Below are 13,936 nucleotides of genomic sequence, written 5' to 3' on the forward strand. Positions count from 1 at the left end.
GCGTAGCGGCCAAATGTTTATAGACCGATGATTTCAATTAGTGGTTATCTTCGCGCGAAGCGAAATCCCGATTTCGCTTCGCGCGAAGCAGTTAAGGGCGTAAACAGGGCGGTGCTGTGTCGAAGCACGGAAGGTGGCTTACAGTTCTTTCGTTTGCCCCTCCCCGTAAACGGGGAGGAGCAGGGGTTGGGCGCGGCCAACCTCACCCCCAACCCGTCTCCGCACGCAGAGAGGGGAGCAAGAAACGGCTTTGGTTACTTTTCGGTGCAAAGCATGGGGGGTCCAATTGTCGTAGCCTTCTTTCTGCTTCTACTCGCTCAATCCGCGCCAGCCCAGGCCAAGCGTGTCGTCCTTTTGAAAGTCGACGGTCTCCCTTATCAGACAGTCGATCGCTTCGTGCGCGAGCGCGATCCGCAAACGGGCAAGAGCCGCTTACCCTGGTTTGAGCACATCTTCTATCAGAACGGAACGCGGCTCACGAACTTCTATGTGCGCGGCATGAGCCTGTCGGGCCCCTCATGGTCGTTGATCGACACGGGGCACCATCTGCAAATCAAAGGTAACGTCGAATTCGATCGCTACATTTTTCACACCTACGACTACCTGAATTTCATGCCGTTCTATTTCAAGCAGGCGTATCGCGGGAATGTGGATATGCCAGGCACCGAAGTGATCGATTCACTCGGCCTGCCTCTGCTGATGGACGCGTACGACAATTATCAAAGGCTGCCGGGCCCGCAGCTTTACGGTCGCGGCGCGCGACTCGGCACTTTGCAGCGCGCCGGGGTAGCACAGATTTCCAAGCCCCCCATGCAGCTGGCGCAGGAGTTCGTTGTCGGCATCGACTTTCGTCACGCAGTCTTCAGCCAATACGAACGCGAGCTCATTGAAGCTTTGAACGATCCGCGCATGCGCTATCTCGATCTGTTCGACATGGCGTTTGATCACGCGGCCCACCACACGAACGATCGCGAGTCTCACCTGGCAGTGCTTCGTCAATTTGATGCGCTGCTGGGACGAATCTGGACGGGCATTCAAAAGAGTCCACTGGCGTCGGAAACAGTTTTCGTTATCGTCTCAGATCATGGTTTCAACACGGACGAGCGCGTGCTCAGCCAGGGCTTCAATCTGGTAAAGCTGCTCGGCACGCGCGAAGGCGGCGGCCATCACGTCATCACCAAGCGTCGCCTGCTGCTGGATTACGCGATTAAAGGCATCAATCCGTTTGTGCCGCCGATCGTGACGACAACGTCGCAGACCTATTACCTGAAAGGGCAGAGTACTGATTATTCGACGGTGCTTTTGGATTTCGACGGCAACGAACGCGCCGGTTTGCACTTTCGGAACAGCGACCTGAACGTGCTGCATATTCTGCTTCAGCAGTTGCAGCGGAAAAACCTCGCGACGGAGGAACGCCGCGCGGCGATGAACGCCTTCTTTGAGGTGATTGCCCGGAATCGAACGGCTTTGGGCGAGGAACTTTCGCAGATTGATCACGAAGTAGACGCGTTGCGTCGCGCGACTGACACCGAGCGCGCCCGCTGCGAGTCACAGCCGAAAAAGTTCACCGTTGAAGATCGAGAGATGGGCCGCGACGACAATGCCCGCCGCATCTGTATCCACGTCACGCAATGGACTGAGATGGCGGCGAAGTATACGGCGTACGTCGGCGCAATGCGGCGTTTGCTGTCACTTCATGCTGAGACGTTTTCGCCGGCGAAGCTGAAGATCGAAGAATTGATTCCGAAGAACGCGATGGGCCCGCGGAACTCGATCCACAACTTGCAGAACTATGTCGTCGGGCTCGGGAGCGAGGGTCTGGTACTGAAGAGTGATGGTTCACTCGACGTCGAAAAAAGCTTTGTGCGCATTAATTATTTCGATCTGATAAAGCGGCAGACAGTGCGGAACAATGTGCAGCCCGGCATCGCGAACGCGCCCGTCGATTTTCTCGCGACACGCATTCCGCGCGAGTGGCTGAGTTCATTGTTATCGGACGACTTGCGGCCGGATGGCGATCCCATCTGGCTTTATGGCGGTCCTGATCGGCAGGTGCTCATCCTTCCGCGTGGCGAAGGGACGGGACAGCTTCAGTTGCGCTATCTGCCGATTGCCAGCCTGACGCAGGACGAACAGGGAACCATTGGTTTTGAGCGTCTCGATTGGCGGGCGGACTTGCCGCTGCGCATTTTCGAAGATGCCCGGTTGGACACGAATGGTGGCGATCGTGCGGCGTGGCTCAACAATTGGCACTCCGACGTCGAGTGGTTGCGCGCGCTGCACAAGACGCAATACTCTAACGCGCTGATTGGATTGCACGAACAGTTCACGCTGCACGTCGCGCCTGGCACGGACGTGAATGGCCACGGAATTTCAGAAGACGAAAGATTATTGCGCGGACTGCGTCGCCGCCAGCGCCGTCTGGCGGAGACTGACTTGCAGGTGTTCGCGAATAACCACTGGAATTTCGACGTGCGCGGGTTCAATCCCGGCGGTAATCACGGATCGTTCTTCCGCGTTTCGACGCAATCAACGTTCATGCTTGCCGGCAATGGCGTGCCGCGCGGACTCGCGGTTAACGAACCTTACGACAGCCTGAGTGTCGTGCCCACAATTTTGGCGCTGACCGGAAGGCTGCAAAGCGACAACCGGCCCAGTGAAGAATTAGCGAAGCGCGGCTTTGTGAGATTTCCGGGACGTGTGGTTATTGAGGTCACAGGTCAGAACAACCGGTAGCCAGTCAGAACCACCTGCGTTAGCGGGTGGGTTGAAATCGTCACGGGGATCGTAGCTTTAGATCAACCCGCCCGCTGACGCAGGCGGTTCTGATCTTTCATTAACAGAGAGTTGAGAGTTAAGTGACCGATACCTCCAAATCTGCTCGTACCAAACGCATGATTGCCTGGGGCCAGGCCGTCGCGTTCGTGCTCGGCGCGCTACTGCTGTGGTACGTCGTGCGGCGCGTTGGCGTGCAACCAATCTTCACGGCGTTGAGCCGGGTCGGCTTTGGGTTCTTCATCATCGTCGCGCTCAACGGTTTTCGCCACGTGCTGCGGACCATCTCGATGCGCATTTCGGTACCGGCTGAGCATCGCCGCTTTAGCTTCATGCAGGCGTTCGCCGCGCGACTCGGTGGAGAAGCGATGAGCTTCCTCACGTTTGCCGGTCCACTGCTTGGCGAACCGACGAAAATCGCCCTCCTGAGAAAGCGAGTCCCGCTGGTGCACGGCGTGCCGGCGCTGGTGGTCGATAACCTTTTGTACAACCTCTCAGTTGTGCTGATGATTTTCGGCGGCGCGCTGCTGATGCTCCTCACCTACGCGGTGCCGCCGGTTGCGCGGGAAGTCCTAATCCTCATCGCCGCGATCGCATTTCTCGGGCTGATCGCCGCCGCGCTGGCCACCCGTCGGCGGGCGACGCTGGTCACCTCGCTCATCGACAAGCTGGGCCGCAAAGGCTTTCGTCCCAGGTTTCTTCGAACGCGCCGGCATCACATCTATCGCGTCGAGCTGACCATTTACGCGTTCTTTAAGCGACGGCGCGCGGCGTTCTTGACGATGATTGGTCTCGATGTCGCGGCGCACATCAGCAGCGTGGTTGAGGTGTATATGACGCTGCGCCTCCTCGGCTTTTCAGCCAGCGCCGGCGCGGCTTACATCATTGAGTCGCTGACGAAAGTCATTAACTTCGCGTTTGGATTTGTCCCGGGCACGATCGGCGTGTACGAAACCGGTAACGGAATCATTCTGAAGACGCTCGGCTATACGACGGCGATCGGTCTCGCACTGGCCATCGTTCGCAAGGCCGCAATCATTTTCTGGACCGTTATGGGCATGCTCGTGCTGACCTCGCGCGCCGTGCCGAACGCCTGGGCGAGTCTGCTGCACCGCAGTCCGCGTCTGCAAAAGCTTGCCGACAGCCTCGTACTTTCAAACATTGCCCATCGTCCCGCGCGCACGGCGGTCAGCATCGCCGGAATCGCGCTCGGTGTCTTGCTGGTCGTGTTCACTGTCGGCCTGGCGCACGGCGTTTTGCGTGAACGGGGCCGGCGTGAAGCAAAAATTGGCGCCGAAATTCTTCTGCGCCCCGCCGGAACGCTCGGACTGAGCGGCGCGCAATCTTTTACGATTCCCGTCGCTCATGCGGACGAACTCCGGCGCGTCGAAGGCGTGCGCACGGCGGTGCCGATCGGCCAGAGCCTCGATCGCAGCGATAGCGGCTTTGGCTCGCGTCTGATCGAAGGTATTCCGTTCGACGACTATGCTGCGTTAGCTGGTCTGACGATTCGCGAGGGCCGCGGTCTTGACAAAGGTGACGAAGTGATCATCCCTCCGCAATGGAAAGCCGATAATCAGGTGGAACTCGGTTCGACGGTTACGATCTACGAACGACCTTTTCGCATCGTCGGAGTTTATGAACCATCAGGCGGTGGAAGCCTGAAAATTCCCCTCGCGACGATGCAGGACCAGGTCGGCAGCGAGAACCGCTGCAACGCGATTCTGATCGCCTGCAACGATCCAGCGCTCCAGGATCAGGTGGCCGCGCGTATCAAAGAAAAGTTTCCTGACGATCAAATCATCTTCACCCGTGACCTGCCTGAGATTTACCTGGGCGCCGTCCCCGCGCTGAACATCTTTCTGAAAGTCGTCATCGGCGTCGCCGCGACAATTAGCACCCTGGTGATTCTGCTCGCGATGTACACGACCGTAACTGAACGCACGCGGCAAATCGGCATTCTCAAATCGCTCGGCATGTCGAAAGCTTCAATTGCCTGGGTCATTGAGCAGGAAGCAATTATTGTCAGCGTGCTCGGTGTTTTCATCGGCGTCGTTCTCACGATGCTCTTGCGCGTGACCGTAATGCGTTCGACGTCTCTGATCGTGGACATCGAGCCAAAATGGATCGCGATTTCCCTCGTCGTCGGTTTGATCGGCGGCTCAATCGGCGCGCTCTATCCCGCTTTGCGCGCCGCCCGCCAGGATGCAGTTGATGCGTTGAGTTACGAGTGAAGGGTTTGCGGGCCGAGCGCGCGTCGACGAGAGTTTGGCTTGCCAGGCTGATTATGCCGCGGCCCGCGCTCTTATTTAGTCGTGCCGCGGTTCTTTAACGGTGGTAACAATTGGGCTCTGCGCTTTGGAGGAACCGCGTTGCTGTACATGATCGTCGAACATTTTAAGAACCAGGATCCTGTACCCGTATATCGACGTTTTCGGGATCGCGGACGACTCGCTCCGGAGGGCTTGGAATACGTATCGAGCTGGGTCGATGAAAAACTGCAACTATGCTTTCAATTGATGGAGACGGATCATCCCGAATATCTCGACGAATGGCTCGTTAACTGGAAAGATCTTGTTGAATTTGAGGTTTACCGCGTCATTTCCTCAAAGGAGGCGGCTGAAAAGGTCTCCTCGTTGCTGTGAACGCGCGGCCAATTAACTCGTCGGACCAGAGCGGCGAAAAGCAAGGATGAAGGATGAAGGAGAAATAAAGCTATACCGGGAGCTTGAAAATGGAAAAAGCCATACCAATTCTACCCGCAGACGATCTCCGCATTGCAAAGGAGTTCTACGTCGATCGACTGGGTTTCGATGTGAACTTTGAAGCCACGGAGGACGGCACGACCGGTCTCCTGGGCGTAAATCGTGGCAATATCTCGCTGACCCTTGACTGCCCCATGTCCGGTCATGGCAGAGAGGCGTGCGTTTCCCTGCAAGTAGCAGATGCGGATGCGTACTACGATGAATGGCGCGACCGAGTTGAGATCCGCCGGCCACCCAGTAATGAACCTTGGGGTGCACGGACCTTCGACGTCATCGATCCCTTTGGAAATACGATCTTCGTTATGGGTCCGATGACTTAGCGTAAAGCAAGGATGAAGTCCGGAAGGATGAATGAAGACAAATTCCCGCCTTCATCTTTCCTTTTTCACCCTTGCTTTTCAGCGCCGCTCAACTGACGTTGGTCTTCTACCGTAAAGGAAGCTAAGTTTGCGTTTCGCGTTCTTCCACGGTGATCCCATTACAGTGCTCTTCATCCCCGGGCTGGTGGCGCTGGTGGTGGGTATCGCAGTCATCGCCACCACCGCCTCGCGGTTCCGCAGATCGTCGACTCAGAAAAAACTTCCTGCTATCTACTTTGCCCTGCCATATCTCATCCCGGTAGCAGTGCTGTTACTTTTGCTCGCCGCCAGTTCGACCGGTTCGGGACTTTCTTTTATCTCGTACGGATCAAGCTTTCTTCTCACCTTGCCCTGGAGCGCGGTCGGACATTGGCTGATGCGCCAGCTCTCTAATTCAGGACGTGTCGAAGATTCAGTCGGAGTCATTGTGGCCGGGGCGGGTTTGAATACTATGATCTTGTACTGCGTAGGAATCGTGGCGGGAGTTTTAAAAAAACGCCGAAGTCTAGTGAAGAAGACGAGTCCTGAAGACGCCGTGTAGACTGGTGTTCGGTTGAATCGAGCGAGCTCTGGTAGGGCGCTGACTATGCCAGACACCAAACGGGAATTGTTACGCCACTTGGTCGCTACCGTAGTGTATCGCGGTGGCGTCGCGATATCAGGTGCGACGCCCGACTTCGCCTCGTTTCGCGCCTATAACACGACGCGCACGCCGGGTGAACTGCTGGCGCACATCGGTGATTTATTGGAAGGCTCGCTCTATTTAATGAAGGGTGAGCTGATTTACTTAACGTCCGAACCGTTGCCGTGGGAAAAAGACATTGCGCGGTTCTTTTCAGCGGCGACAAATCTCGATTCGTATCTCGCCTCCGGTGCGCCGCTCGCCTGCCCGGTTGAGAAACTTGTGCAAGGTCCTGTTGGCGACGCTCTCACGCACGTCGGGCAGATTGTCATGTTGCGGCGCATCGCGGGACAGCCGGTGCGCGCGGAAGGATACTTTGAGGCAGAAATAGTTCCCGGTCAGGTGTATAAGGAGACTTTCGATAAGGAGAAGATGCAATGAGGATTCGACTTTCAAGCATACCAATGCTGGTTTCCCTATTCGTACTTTCCGCCACAGTCGCAGCCGGTCAAACGACGGCCAATCCGGCGACTGGCGGTTCATCTGACGACGTCGCCAAACAAATCGGCATGCTGCGAACGTCTGTACAGTCGCTCGACGCCACGCTCAACGACATCGCCGACAAGCTGATTCCCGTATTCAACAAGGCGAAAGATGTCGCGGCCGAAGCGCAAGGGAGAATCTCGAGCAGCTTTACTCTGCTGGTCCAGGCCGAACAGCGCGCTGAGATGTTACGTAGGCACCTCCTGGAGCTAATCGAAAAGGAAACTCTCTATCGCACGCGCATCGCGCAACTCGACGAAGACGCGCGGCCCGAAAACGTCGAACGCACCTTGAACCCTTACGGGACCACGCGTACCACCGAATTACGCGACACGCGTCGCCGCGTGCTGGAAACCGATCGACGCGGCTACGTCGCGTTGCTCGCTCTGACCACCGAAAACCGCACGCGCCTTGATGAAGAAGTTCGCCAGGCCGACGGGCTGGTTCAGAGATTGCGGCAACGACTGAATCCGTTGATCGAAAGAGAGATCGACAAGCTCACTCCGCAACCGTGATGCTACTCTCGTCCGGCCTGCGAAGTTGATTGTTAACCGCGCTCAGGTAAAATTGCGGTTTGTTGAAACCGCATGACTCGTCACAAATTCGCCACCGCCATCACCTGTATTGACGGACGTGTACAGCAACCAGTCGCCGACTGGATGAAGCTGCACACGAACGTTGAATATGTCGATCTGATTACTGAACCGGGTCCTGACAAAGTCCTGAGCGAGGAATCCACCTACGTAGTCGATGAAATCATGCGCAAGGTGACTTTCTCAGTGAAGCATCACGCGTCGCCGGTGGTCGCGCTGTGCGGCCATCACGACTGCGCGGCCAACCACGCCGATCGCGAAGAGCATTTCGATCAAATACTCGAAGGCGTGCGCGTGCTGCTTTCGTACAATTTGGGTGTGCGCGTACTCGGACTGTGGCTGAACGAATGGGGTTCGGTCGAATTGGTCTGGGACAGTCAGGAAAAGCAACAGGTTTCAGGCGGTTTGTGACTGACAGTCGCTTAACCACCGGTGCCTGCCAATCCAAAGCAGCTTTGCACAGGAAGGGAAAAACAGCGGGGGCAAGCCCACCTTCCTGACCCTGAGACTCCTAAACTTACGCGAAGCTTAACGTTGAAAGCCATTCAGAGTTGGGAAGCGATCTCAAATCTAATCGGCTCGGGGTCAGGAGCGGGCTTGCCCCCGCTCTTTCGTGAGGTGAAAGAGTCAGTTGCCAGCGGCAACTCGAATTCTCCCGCCATCATCTCTCCTTTGGACTTGAGCTAAACTCGTCGTTAGTCATGAACATTATTCGCAATTCAATTCGCACACTCGTCTTTTTGCTTCTTCTGGTGCTCGGCGGGGTTGACGTGAACGCGCAGGCCTGGTCGGCCAAACTCGACGAAACAATTCGTTTCTATCAACCGACAGATGTCGGCGCGGTCATTGTCGGCACGAAGAAATCTGTCTACGCGGTGGATGGCGCGACCGGCGACGTCCTGTGGCGGCGGAAAGACGCGACGCTGGATGAAAACGAGATTGCGCCGGTGCCGGGAACCGATCTGGTGCTGCTCAGTTTTGAGAAAGACAAGCGCACGCGCATCGAGGCCATCGACATTCTTTCTGGCGATCCGATTTGGCAGAGCGAGAAGTTGAAGGGCGCGGTCATGCAGATGGCCGTGGACATTGACGGCAACTTGCTCGCGGTCGTGCTTGCGCGGGACGCGAAAGGGAAGGCGAGCAGCGGCTTAAAACGAAAGCCGATGGTTCATGTGCTTGATCTATCGACCGGCGATGAGATTTGGAAACATGAACTGGGCAGCGACATCGAGATGATGCCCACGAGTTGGAGCGAAAACGAAGACGTGGGATTCACTCTCGACAATTACCATCCGCCGATGTTTATTAGCGGCCGGCTTTACCTGTTCTACGAAGGCGCGACTTCGTTCGAAGCGCGCAACGGCAAGGAACGCACGCGCGAAAAATACAAAGTTAACGAGGGTGGATTGGCGCTGACCGAAGCCGCGCCGGTCGGCGACGAAGCGTTCATTTACACCTCGGGACGTGGCCACGTGCGCGCGATTAGCCGAGACAGCGGCGAGGTCGAATGGGAAGCCAAAGATATTGGGATGACGCCGGAACTCGTGCTTGCCGGCAGAGTTATCTACGCGCGCACCGGCGGCCAGTTCACGCGTTTGAAGGACGGCGAAACTGTCGAGCGCGGGCCGTATGGAGTCAGCGCCATCGATTCACGAACCGGAAAGGTCCTTTGGCGTTACAAAGGCGCGGACAAGGGAATCACAAACATCGTCCTTCCGGACGCGGGCACGATTGTGATCGCGGATCGCGACGACGTGATCTCGGTTGACACCGCAAACGGCAAGCGACGCAGCCACGCGCCCCACAAAATCAAAGGCGCCGCGTTCGCGCTGCTTAACGAACGGAACGAAGTTGTGATCGGCGGACGTGAAGAGATCGCCGCGTTCGATCACGCATCCGGTCGCAGCGTCTGGCGTGCAAAGTACTCGCCGCCGGGCCGAGGCCTTTTGCGCACGATCGCCGCAGTGGCGGCGCGCGCCGCGTCGGTTTATTTCCGCTACGGCGGCGTGGCGACGACCGCATTTCGCGGAGTGCAGATCGCGCGCGGCTTATCGTCCCTGAGTTCGTCTTTAAGTTGGTCAGGTTTGGCCGGCCGCTCATCGTTTTCCAACTTGCAGGCCCTGGCCACGAACTCAGCTCGTTCGTACGTGACAAATCGTTTTCGCGCGTTCGGAGTCGCGTCGCGCATGCGGCCGAACCTCCCGAACATCGCAGTGCGCGAGCGTTTGACGAGACGACCGTCGGTGAATATCGAAGAACGTCTGCTCGATCGTTTGGATCCAGCCCGGCAGCTTGAAAGGCTTTCGCGATTCCTGTGGCATCGCGAGCGTTTGGCGGCGCTGCGTGGAGATCGGATGTATTTCTACACCGATCTCAAAGGCGTTGATGGAAACGGTTTGGCTGGCGTCAACATTCACACGGGTGCGACTGATCGCGCCGTTCGCATTAAAGACCTGGACGAGCGGTTCGTTACGGACGAAGTTGTGGGGATCCTGTTTTCGGCTAGCGGGAACCGCTTGCTTGGTTACTCGGTGGCGTCAGGTTCGTCGAAGTTTTCACTGCCACAGCCAGAGAATGCCACGACTGTCGCAGCAACTCAGTAATCTTCGACCAATCTTCTTCAGTCATGGCGGCGCCGTTTTCCGCTTTCGTGTCGCGAATCTTCATGGCTTCCGCGCGCAGACGGCCATGCTCCAATACTCGCTCGACCGGCACTCCATAGATTGCTGACTGAAGTTCCGCGAGGGCGCGCGGCAGCTCTTCGGTTCCGCGTTTCCAGCGCTCGCGATGAATAATCCACCATTGCAGTTCCAGGCGCGCGACGCGATCCACGTCGAACGGAATGTCGCTTATCTGGCGAATCGCGCCGTAGAACTTGACCAGCTCCGGCAGGGCCTTTTCATAGTCAGCCTGGGTCTTACCGTCTTTGAAAGCAAAAGCCGCGTTGGCGGCGTAGTAAGCAACCTGGTTCGAGCGAACCAGCGGCATGTGATATTGCGTGCGCAGCAGTTCCGACAACTGATTAAAAAGCTGCACTTGCTTCTTGTCATAGTACGAACGCCACATCGCGGTCTCGAGCCGCGCCACCTCGTTCGGATCGAACTCGCGCATCTTCGCCGTGCGCGGGTAATACAGGTCGTACAGTAATGCGCCGACCAGCAGCGCCAGCACGATGGCAATCGAACGAAACACAATGCGTCTCATTTAACTGAGTAGTCCAACTTGTACGTTGCGTTGCCACGCGTCGAGCCGACTGCGATCAGGTACCTTCCATCGGACGGAATCTTGCCAGAGAACTTCGTCGCGTCATCCATTTCACCGGCGCCGGGCAATGTCCCGTTCTCGCCGGGAAGATAGACCTGAAAGACCGCATTGTTTTCGTCAGAGGTGATGTTCACCTCCAGAGTCTGACCGGCTTTTGCCTCCACTATGTGCCGCGTTTTCTCGCCGCGTGCGGTTGAGCCATGTACGACGCCGCTACGCGCGTGGGAGGGTCCTTGTCTGGTGCAGCCATCGACGAAAACAGACACTAGTGTCAGCAATGTGAAATAAGCTGTTGCTCGTTGCATCATGTTCGCCGTGTCAGTATCCCGACAAATCGTGATAGCGACCGGAAAGCGACGTGTTGAGACTCACCTGATCCCGTCGCTATGCTGCGCACCCTCACCGAACCTCTCCCAAACGGAGAGGAGCTAACGCTCCGGGTACTGACCGCACGCGAGCGTTCTACACCTCGTAAGGATCCTTGTCGGTGAGATACGCGATCAACTCTACCCGATTTGTCTTAGTGTCCAGCCAATGCCGGATGCGTTTGATTTCTTCGTAGTCTTCTTCGCCGAACCGATCAACATAGATTTGCTGCAAACGCTTCTTTCGCTGCTCGCGCTGCGCGCCCGCCTGCCAGAACTGAGTGAGGATGCCGTGCAGATCGTCGTGAAGATTGCGCTTCTTCAGCGCTTCCCATTCGTTGCGGTCCAGCCAAATGCCTTTGCAGCCGGCGCAATGATCGACCGAGAAGTCGAGCCCGCGCCCGACCAGGTACTTCACCATGCGAAAGCGACATTCCGGACAATCAACCGGCACTCCCGGTTCGGCCAGCGAAAGCGTTTCCTCTTCATGCAGCTGCTCCGCGCGGTCCGTGGCATGCTCTTCGACCCAGGCCCAATACTCTTTGCCGCGAATCCAGTGGCCTTCGCATTCGTAACAACTGAACGACGAGAGATTCGGCTCCAGCTCGGTGCGCAAAAGTTCGGCGTTTTTATCGACCGGGCAATTCAATTTATTTTTGGAATCCATAAAGCTTGAAGATTATTGAAAGCGAAAGGGCGGCAACTCTCTGATTGATCCTGGCGAGAGCATCCACGGCCCCATTTCATAAACGATCCGGTGAACGCAGTTGGGTTGGACGACAACGTTGATTGACGCATCACCACACGTCGGCATCCACAAGTAGTGAAAAAAGATCCTCACGTTGTGCAAGCCGCCGGCCGTGGGAAAGCTGTGTATGCCCCAGGCGCGTCGCGTCGCCTCACCATCAATGATGATAGTCGGCGTGCACGCGTAAAGAATAAACGAGAGGGGAAAGAAACTGGTTTCAATCTGAATGCCGGTCCAGGGTTGTTGTGCGGACATGTTCGTCTCCCGCGTTTAGGACTGGGTAGCGGTTGCGTGGGATTCCGCCGGCGCCGGCTTCCAACGAAGCACTGGCTTGCGCGCGGCCGCGGCTTCATCGAGGCGTCCGATGCGAGTCGAGTGCGGCGCGTTTAAAACGAGTTCCGGATCCTCCAAAGCTTCCTTCGCAATCGAACGCATGGCCTCGATGAATTGATCGAGTTCCTGATGGCCGACTGATTCCGTCGGCTCGATGAGCATGGCTCCGGAAACGATCAACGGAAAATAAATTGTCATCGGGTGGAAGCCGTAATCGATCAGACGCTTGGCAATGTCGAGCGTGTGCACGCCTTTTCGCGCCTGGCGTTTGTCGGTGAAGACGACTTCGTGCATCGGCGCGCCATCGAAGGGTTTTTCGTAATCTGACACCAGGCCATGCGCGATGTAGCGCGCATTCAGCACTGCGGCCTCAGTCGCTTCGCGCAATCCGTCTCGTCCGTGCGTCAGGATGTAAGCGAGCGCGCGCAGCATCATGCCGTAGTTTCCGTAGAACGCTTTCACGCGGCCGATCGATTGCGGGTAGTTGAAATCCAATTTGAAGACCCGGTCGCTACCGCTCCCGGTACTGACTTCACCATTGCTCAGTTGAACAATCCGCGGCACCGGCAAGAACGGTTCGAGCTCTTTGGTGCAGCAGCAAGGGCCTGAACCCGGACCACCGCCGCCGTGCGGTGTCGAAAAAGTCTTGTGCAGATTCAGATGGATTACATCGACGCCCATGTCCCCGGGTCGCGCCACACCGACCAGCGCGTTCATGTTCGCGCCGTCCATGTAAACCAAACCGCCGGCGTCGTGAACGATGTCGCAAATCTGTTGAATGTTCTTTTCAAACAGACCGAGCGTGTTGGGGTTAGTCAGCATCAAGCCGGCGACCTCGCCGTGCGCACACAGTTCGCGCAAGTGATCGAGATCAGTCAGGCCTTCCGCAGTCGATTTGATGGTCTTAACAGTAAAACCTGACAGATGAGCTGAAGCGGGGTTCGTACCGTGGGCGGAATCGGGAATCAGCATCGTGCGACGTTGCGCCGACTTCTCCTTGCCGTCGCGCGCGTCGATAAACGCGCGGATGATCATGATGCCGGTCATCTCGCCGTGCGCGCCGGCGGCGGGTTGCAACGAAATGCCCGGCAAGCCCGTGATTTCTGCAAGGTGCTGCTGAAGCTCGTAGATAACTTCCAGGGCGCCTTGTGCTTCGGCCTCAGCCGCGAGTGGGTGAAGATTCGCAAAACCGGCGATCCGCGCGACCTTCTCATTCAGCCGCGAGTTGTACTTCATCGTGCACGAGCCCAGCGGATACATGCCCAGGTCGATTGAATAATTCCAGGTGGAAATGCGCGTGAAGTGACGAATCACGTCTACCTCAGTGACTTCCGGCATGCCGGCGAGCGCGTCATCGCGTTGGAGTTCGCGCGGAATCATCTCTTCGAGCGGCGTCTCATCCACGTCCAGGGGCGGCAGACTGAAACCCGCGCGTCCGGGCTGCGAGCGCTCGAAAATGAGTTGCTCGTTAGGGCTGATGTGAGAAGTGACCTTGGTAATACTCATTCCGATTGTTTAGAGGCGGGCTACTGCCCGCTGTTTCATTCGATTGATGGCGGGCGGTAGCCC

General features: G+C 57.0%; 14 protein-coding genes. 9 read left to right on the plus strand and 5 right to left on the minus strand.

Annotated features, from left to right (window positions below; all coding sequences use genetic code 11):
• Positions 1–27: 27 nt before the first annotated feature.
• The 9 genes from VFX97_15180 to VFX97_15220 all read left to right on the plus strand — a co-directional run bounded on the left by VFX97_15180 (position 28) and on the right by VFX97_15220 (position 10,260).
• The gene (locus tag VFX97_15180) at positions 28–2,736 is read left to right on the plus strand and encodes an alkaline phosphatase family protein (GenBank protein HEX5704542.1); all 2,709 of its coding nucleotides are present in this window, start codon (positions 28–30) and stop codon (positions 2,734–2,736) included.
• A gap of 122 nt (positions 2,737–2,858) precedes the next feature.
• Entirely contained in the window at positions 2,859–5,009 is a 2,151-nt protein-coding gene (locus tag VFX97_15185) for a lysylphosphatidylglycerol synthase domain-containing protein (GenBank protein ID HEX5704543.1), read from the plus strand.
• Positions 5,010–5,156: 147 nt separating this feature from the next.
• The gene (locus tag VFX97_15190; GenBank protein ID HEX5704544.1) at positions 5,157–5,420 is read left to right on the plus strand and encodes a DUF3303 family protein; all 264 of its coding nucleotides are present in this window, start codon (positions 5,157–5,159) and stop codon (positions 5,418–5,420) included.
• 89 nt (positions 5,421–5,509) lie between these two features.
• Complete coding sequence (locus VFX97_15195) at positions 5,510–5,860, plus strand: glyoxalase superfamily protein (protein HEX5704545.1); 351 nt, start codon at positions 5,510–5,512, stop codon at positions 5,858–5,860.
• 127 nt (positions 5,861–5,987) lie between these two features.
• Positions 5,988–6,440, plus strand: coding sequence for a hypothetical protein (locus VFX97_15200; protein HEX5704546.1), 453 nt, complete (start codon positions 5,988–5,990; stop codon positions 6,438–6,440).
• A 45-nt stretch (positions 6,441–6,485) separates the two neighbouring features.
• Positions 6,486–6,962: a hypothetical protein gene (locus VFX97_15205; protein ID HEX5704547.1), complete on the plus strand. Its 477-nt coding sequence runs from the start codon at positions 6,486–6,488 to the stop codon at positions 6,960–6,962.
• Positions 6,959–7,579, plus strand: a complete 621-nt coding sequence (locus tag VFX97_15210) for a hypothetical protein (GenBank protein HEX5704548.1) — start codon at positions 6,959–6,961, stop codon at positions 7,577–7,579. The genes VFX97_15205 and VFX97_15210 overlap by 4 nt, the downstream gene beginning before the upstream one ends.
• 72 nt (positions 7,580–7,651) lie before the next feature.
• On the plus strand, positions 7,652–8,068 hold the full coding sequence (locus VFX97_15215; GenBank protein ID HEX5704549.1) for a carbonic anhydrase: 417 nt from the start codon (positions 7,652–7,654) through the stop codon (positions 8,066–8,068).
• A gap of 290 nt (positions 8,069–8,358) precedes the next feature.
• Complete coding sequence (locus VFX97_15220; GenBank protein HEX5704550.1) at positions 8,359–10,260, plus strand: PQQ-binding-like beta-propeller repeat protein; 1,902 nt, start codon at positions 8,359–8,361, stop codon at positions 10,258–10,260.
• On the opposite strand, the gene VFX97_15225 is transcribed toward VFX97_15220, so the two are convergent.
• From VFX97_15225 to gcvPB, 5 genes are all read right to left on the minus strand, one after another.
• Complete coding sequence (locus tag VFX97_15225; protein ID HEX5704551.1) at positions 10,160–10,861, minus strand: hypothetical protein; 702 nt, start codon at positions 10,859–10,861, stop codon at positions 10,160–10,162. The two genes, VFX97_15220 and VFX97_15225, sit on opposite strands and share 101 nt — an antisense overlap.
• A complete protein-coding gene (locus tag VFX97_15230) occupies positions 10,858–11,226 on the minus strand; it encodes a hypothetical protein (GenBank protein HEX5704552.1) in 369 nt (122 codons plus the stop codon). The genes VFX97_15225 and VFX97_15230 overlap by 4 nt, the downstream gene beginning before the upstream one ends.
• 157 nt (positions 11,227–11,383) lie before the next feature.
• A complete protein-coding gene (locus VFX97_15235; protein ID HEX5704553.1) occupies positions 11,384–11,953 on the minus strand; it encodes a zf-TFIIB domain-containing protein in 570 nt (189 codons plus the stop codon).
• 12 nt (positions 11,954–11,965) lie between these two features.
• Entirely contained in the window at positions 11,966–12,289 is a 324-nt protein-coding gene (locus tag VFX97_15240; GenBank protein HEX5704554.1) for a hypothetical protein, read from the minus strand.
• Between the two features lie 15 nt (positions 12,290–12,304).
• Complete coding sequence (gene gcvPB / locus VFX97_15245; protein ID HEX5704555.1) at positions 12,305–13,873, minus strand: aminomethyl-transferring glycine dehydrogenase subunit GcvPB; 1,569 nt, start codon at positions 13,871–13,873, stop codon at positions 12,305–12,307.
• Positions 13,874–13,936 lie beyond the last annotated feature (63 nt).

This window comes from Pyrinomonadaceae bacterium (genome assembly GCA_036277115.1).
Taxonomy (GTDB): domain Bacteria; phylum Acidobacteriota; class Blastocatellia; order Pyrinomonadales; family Pyrinomonadaceae; genus UBA11740.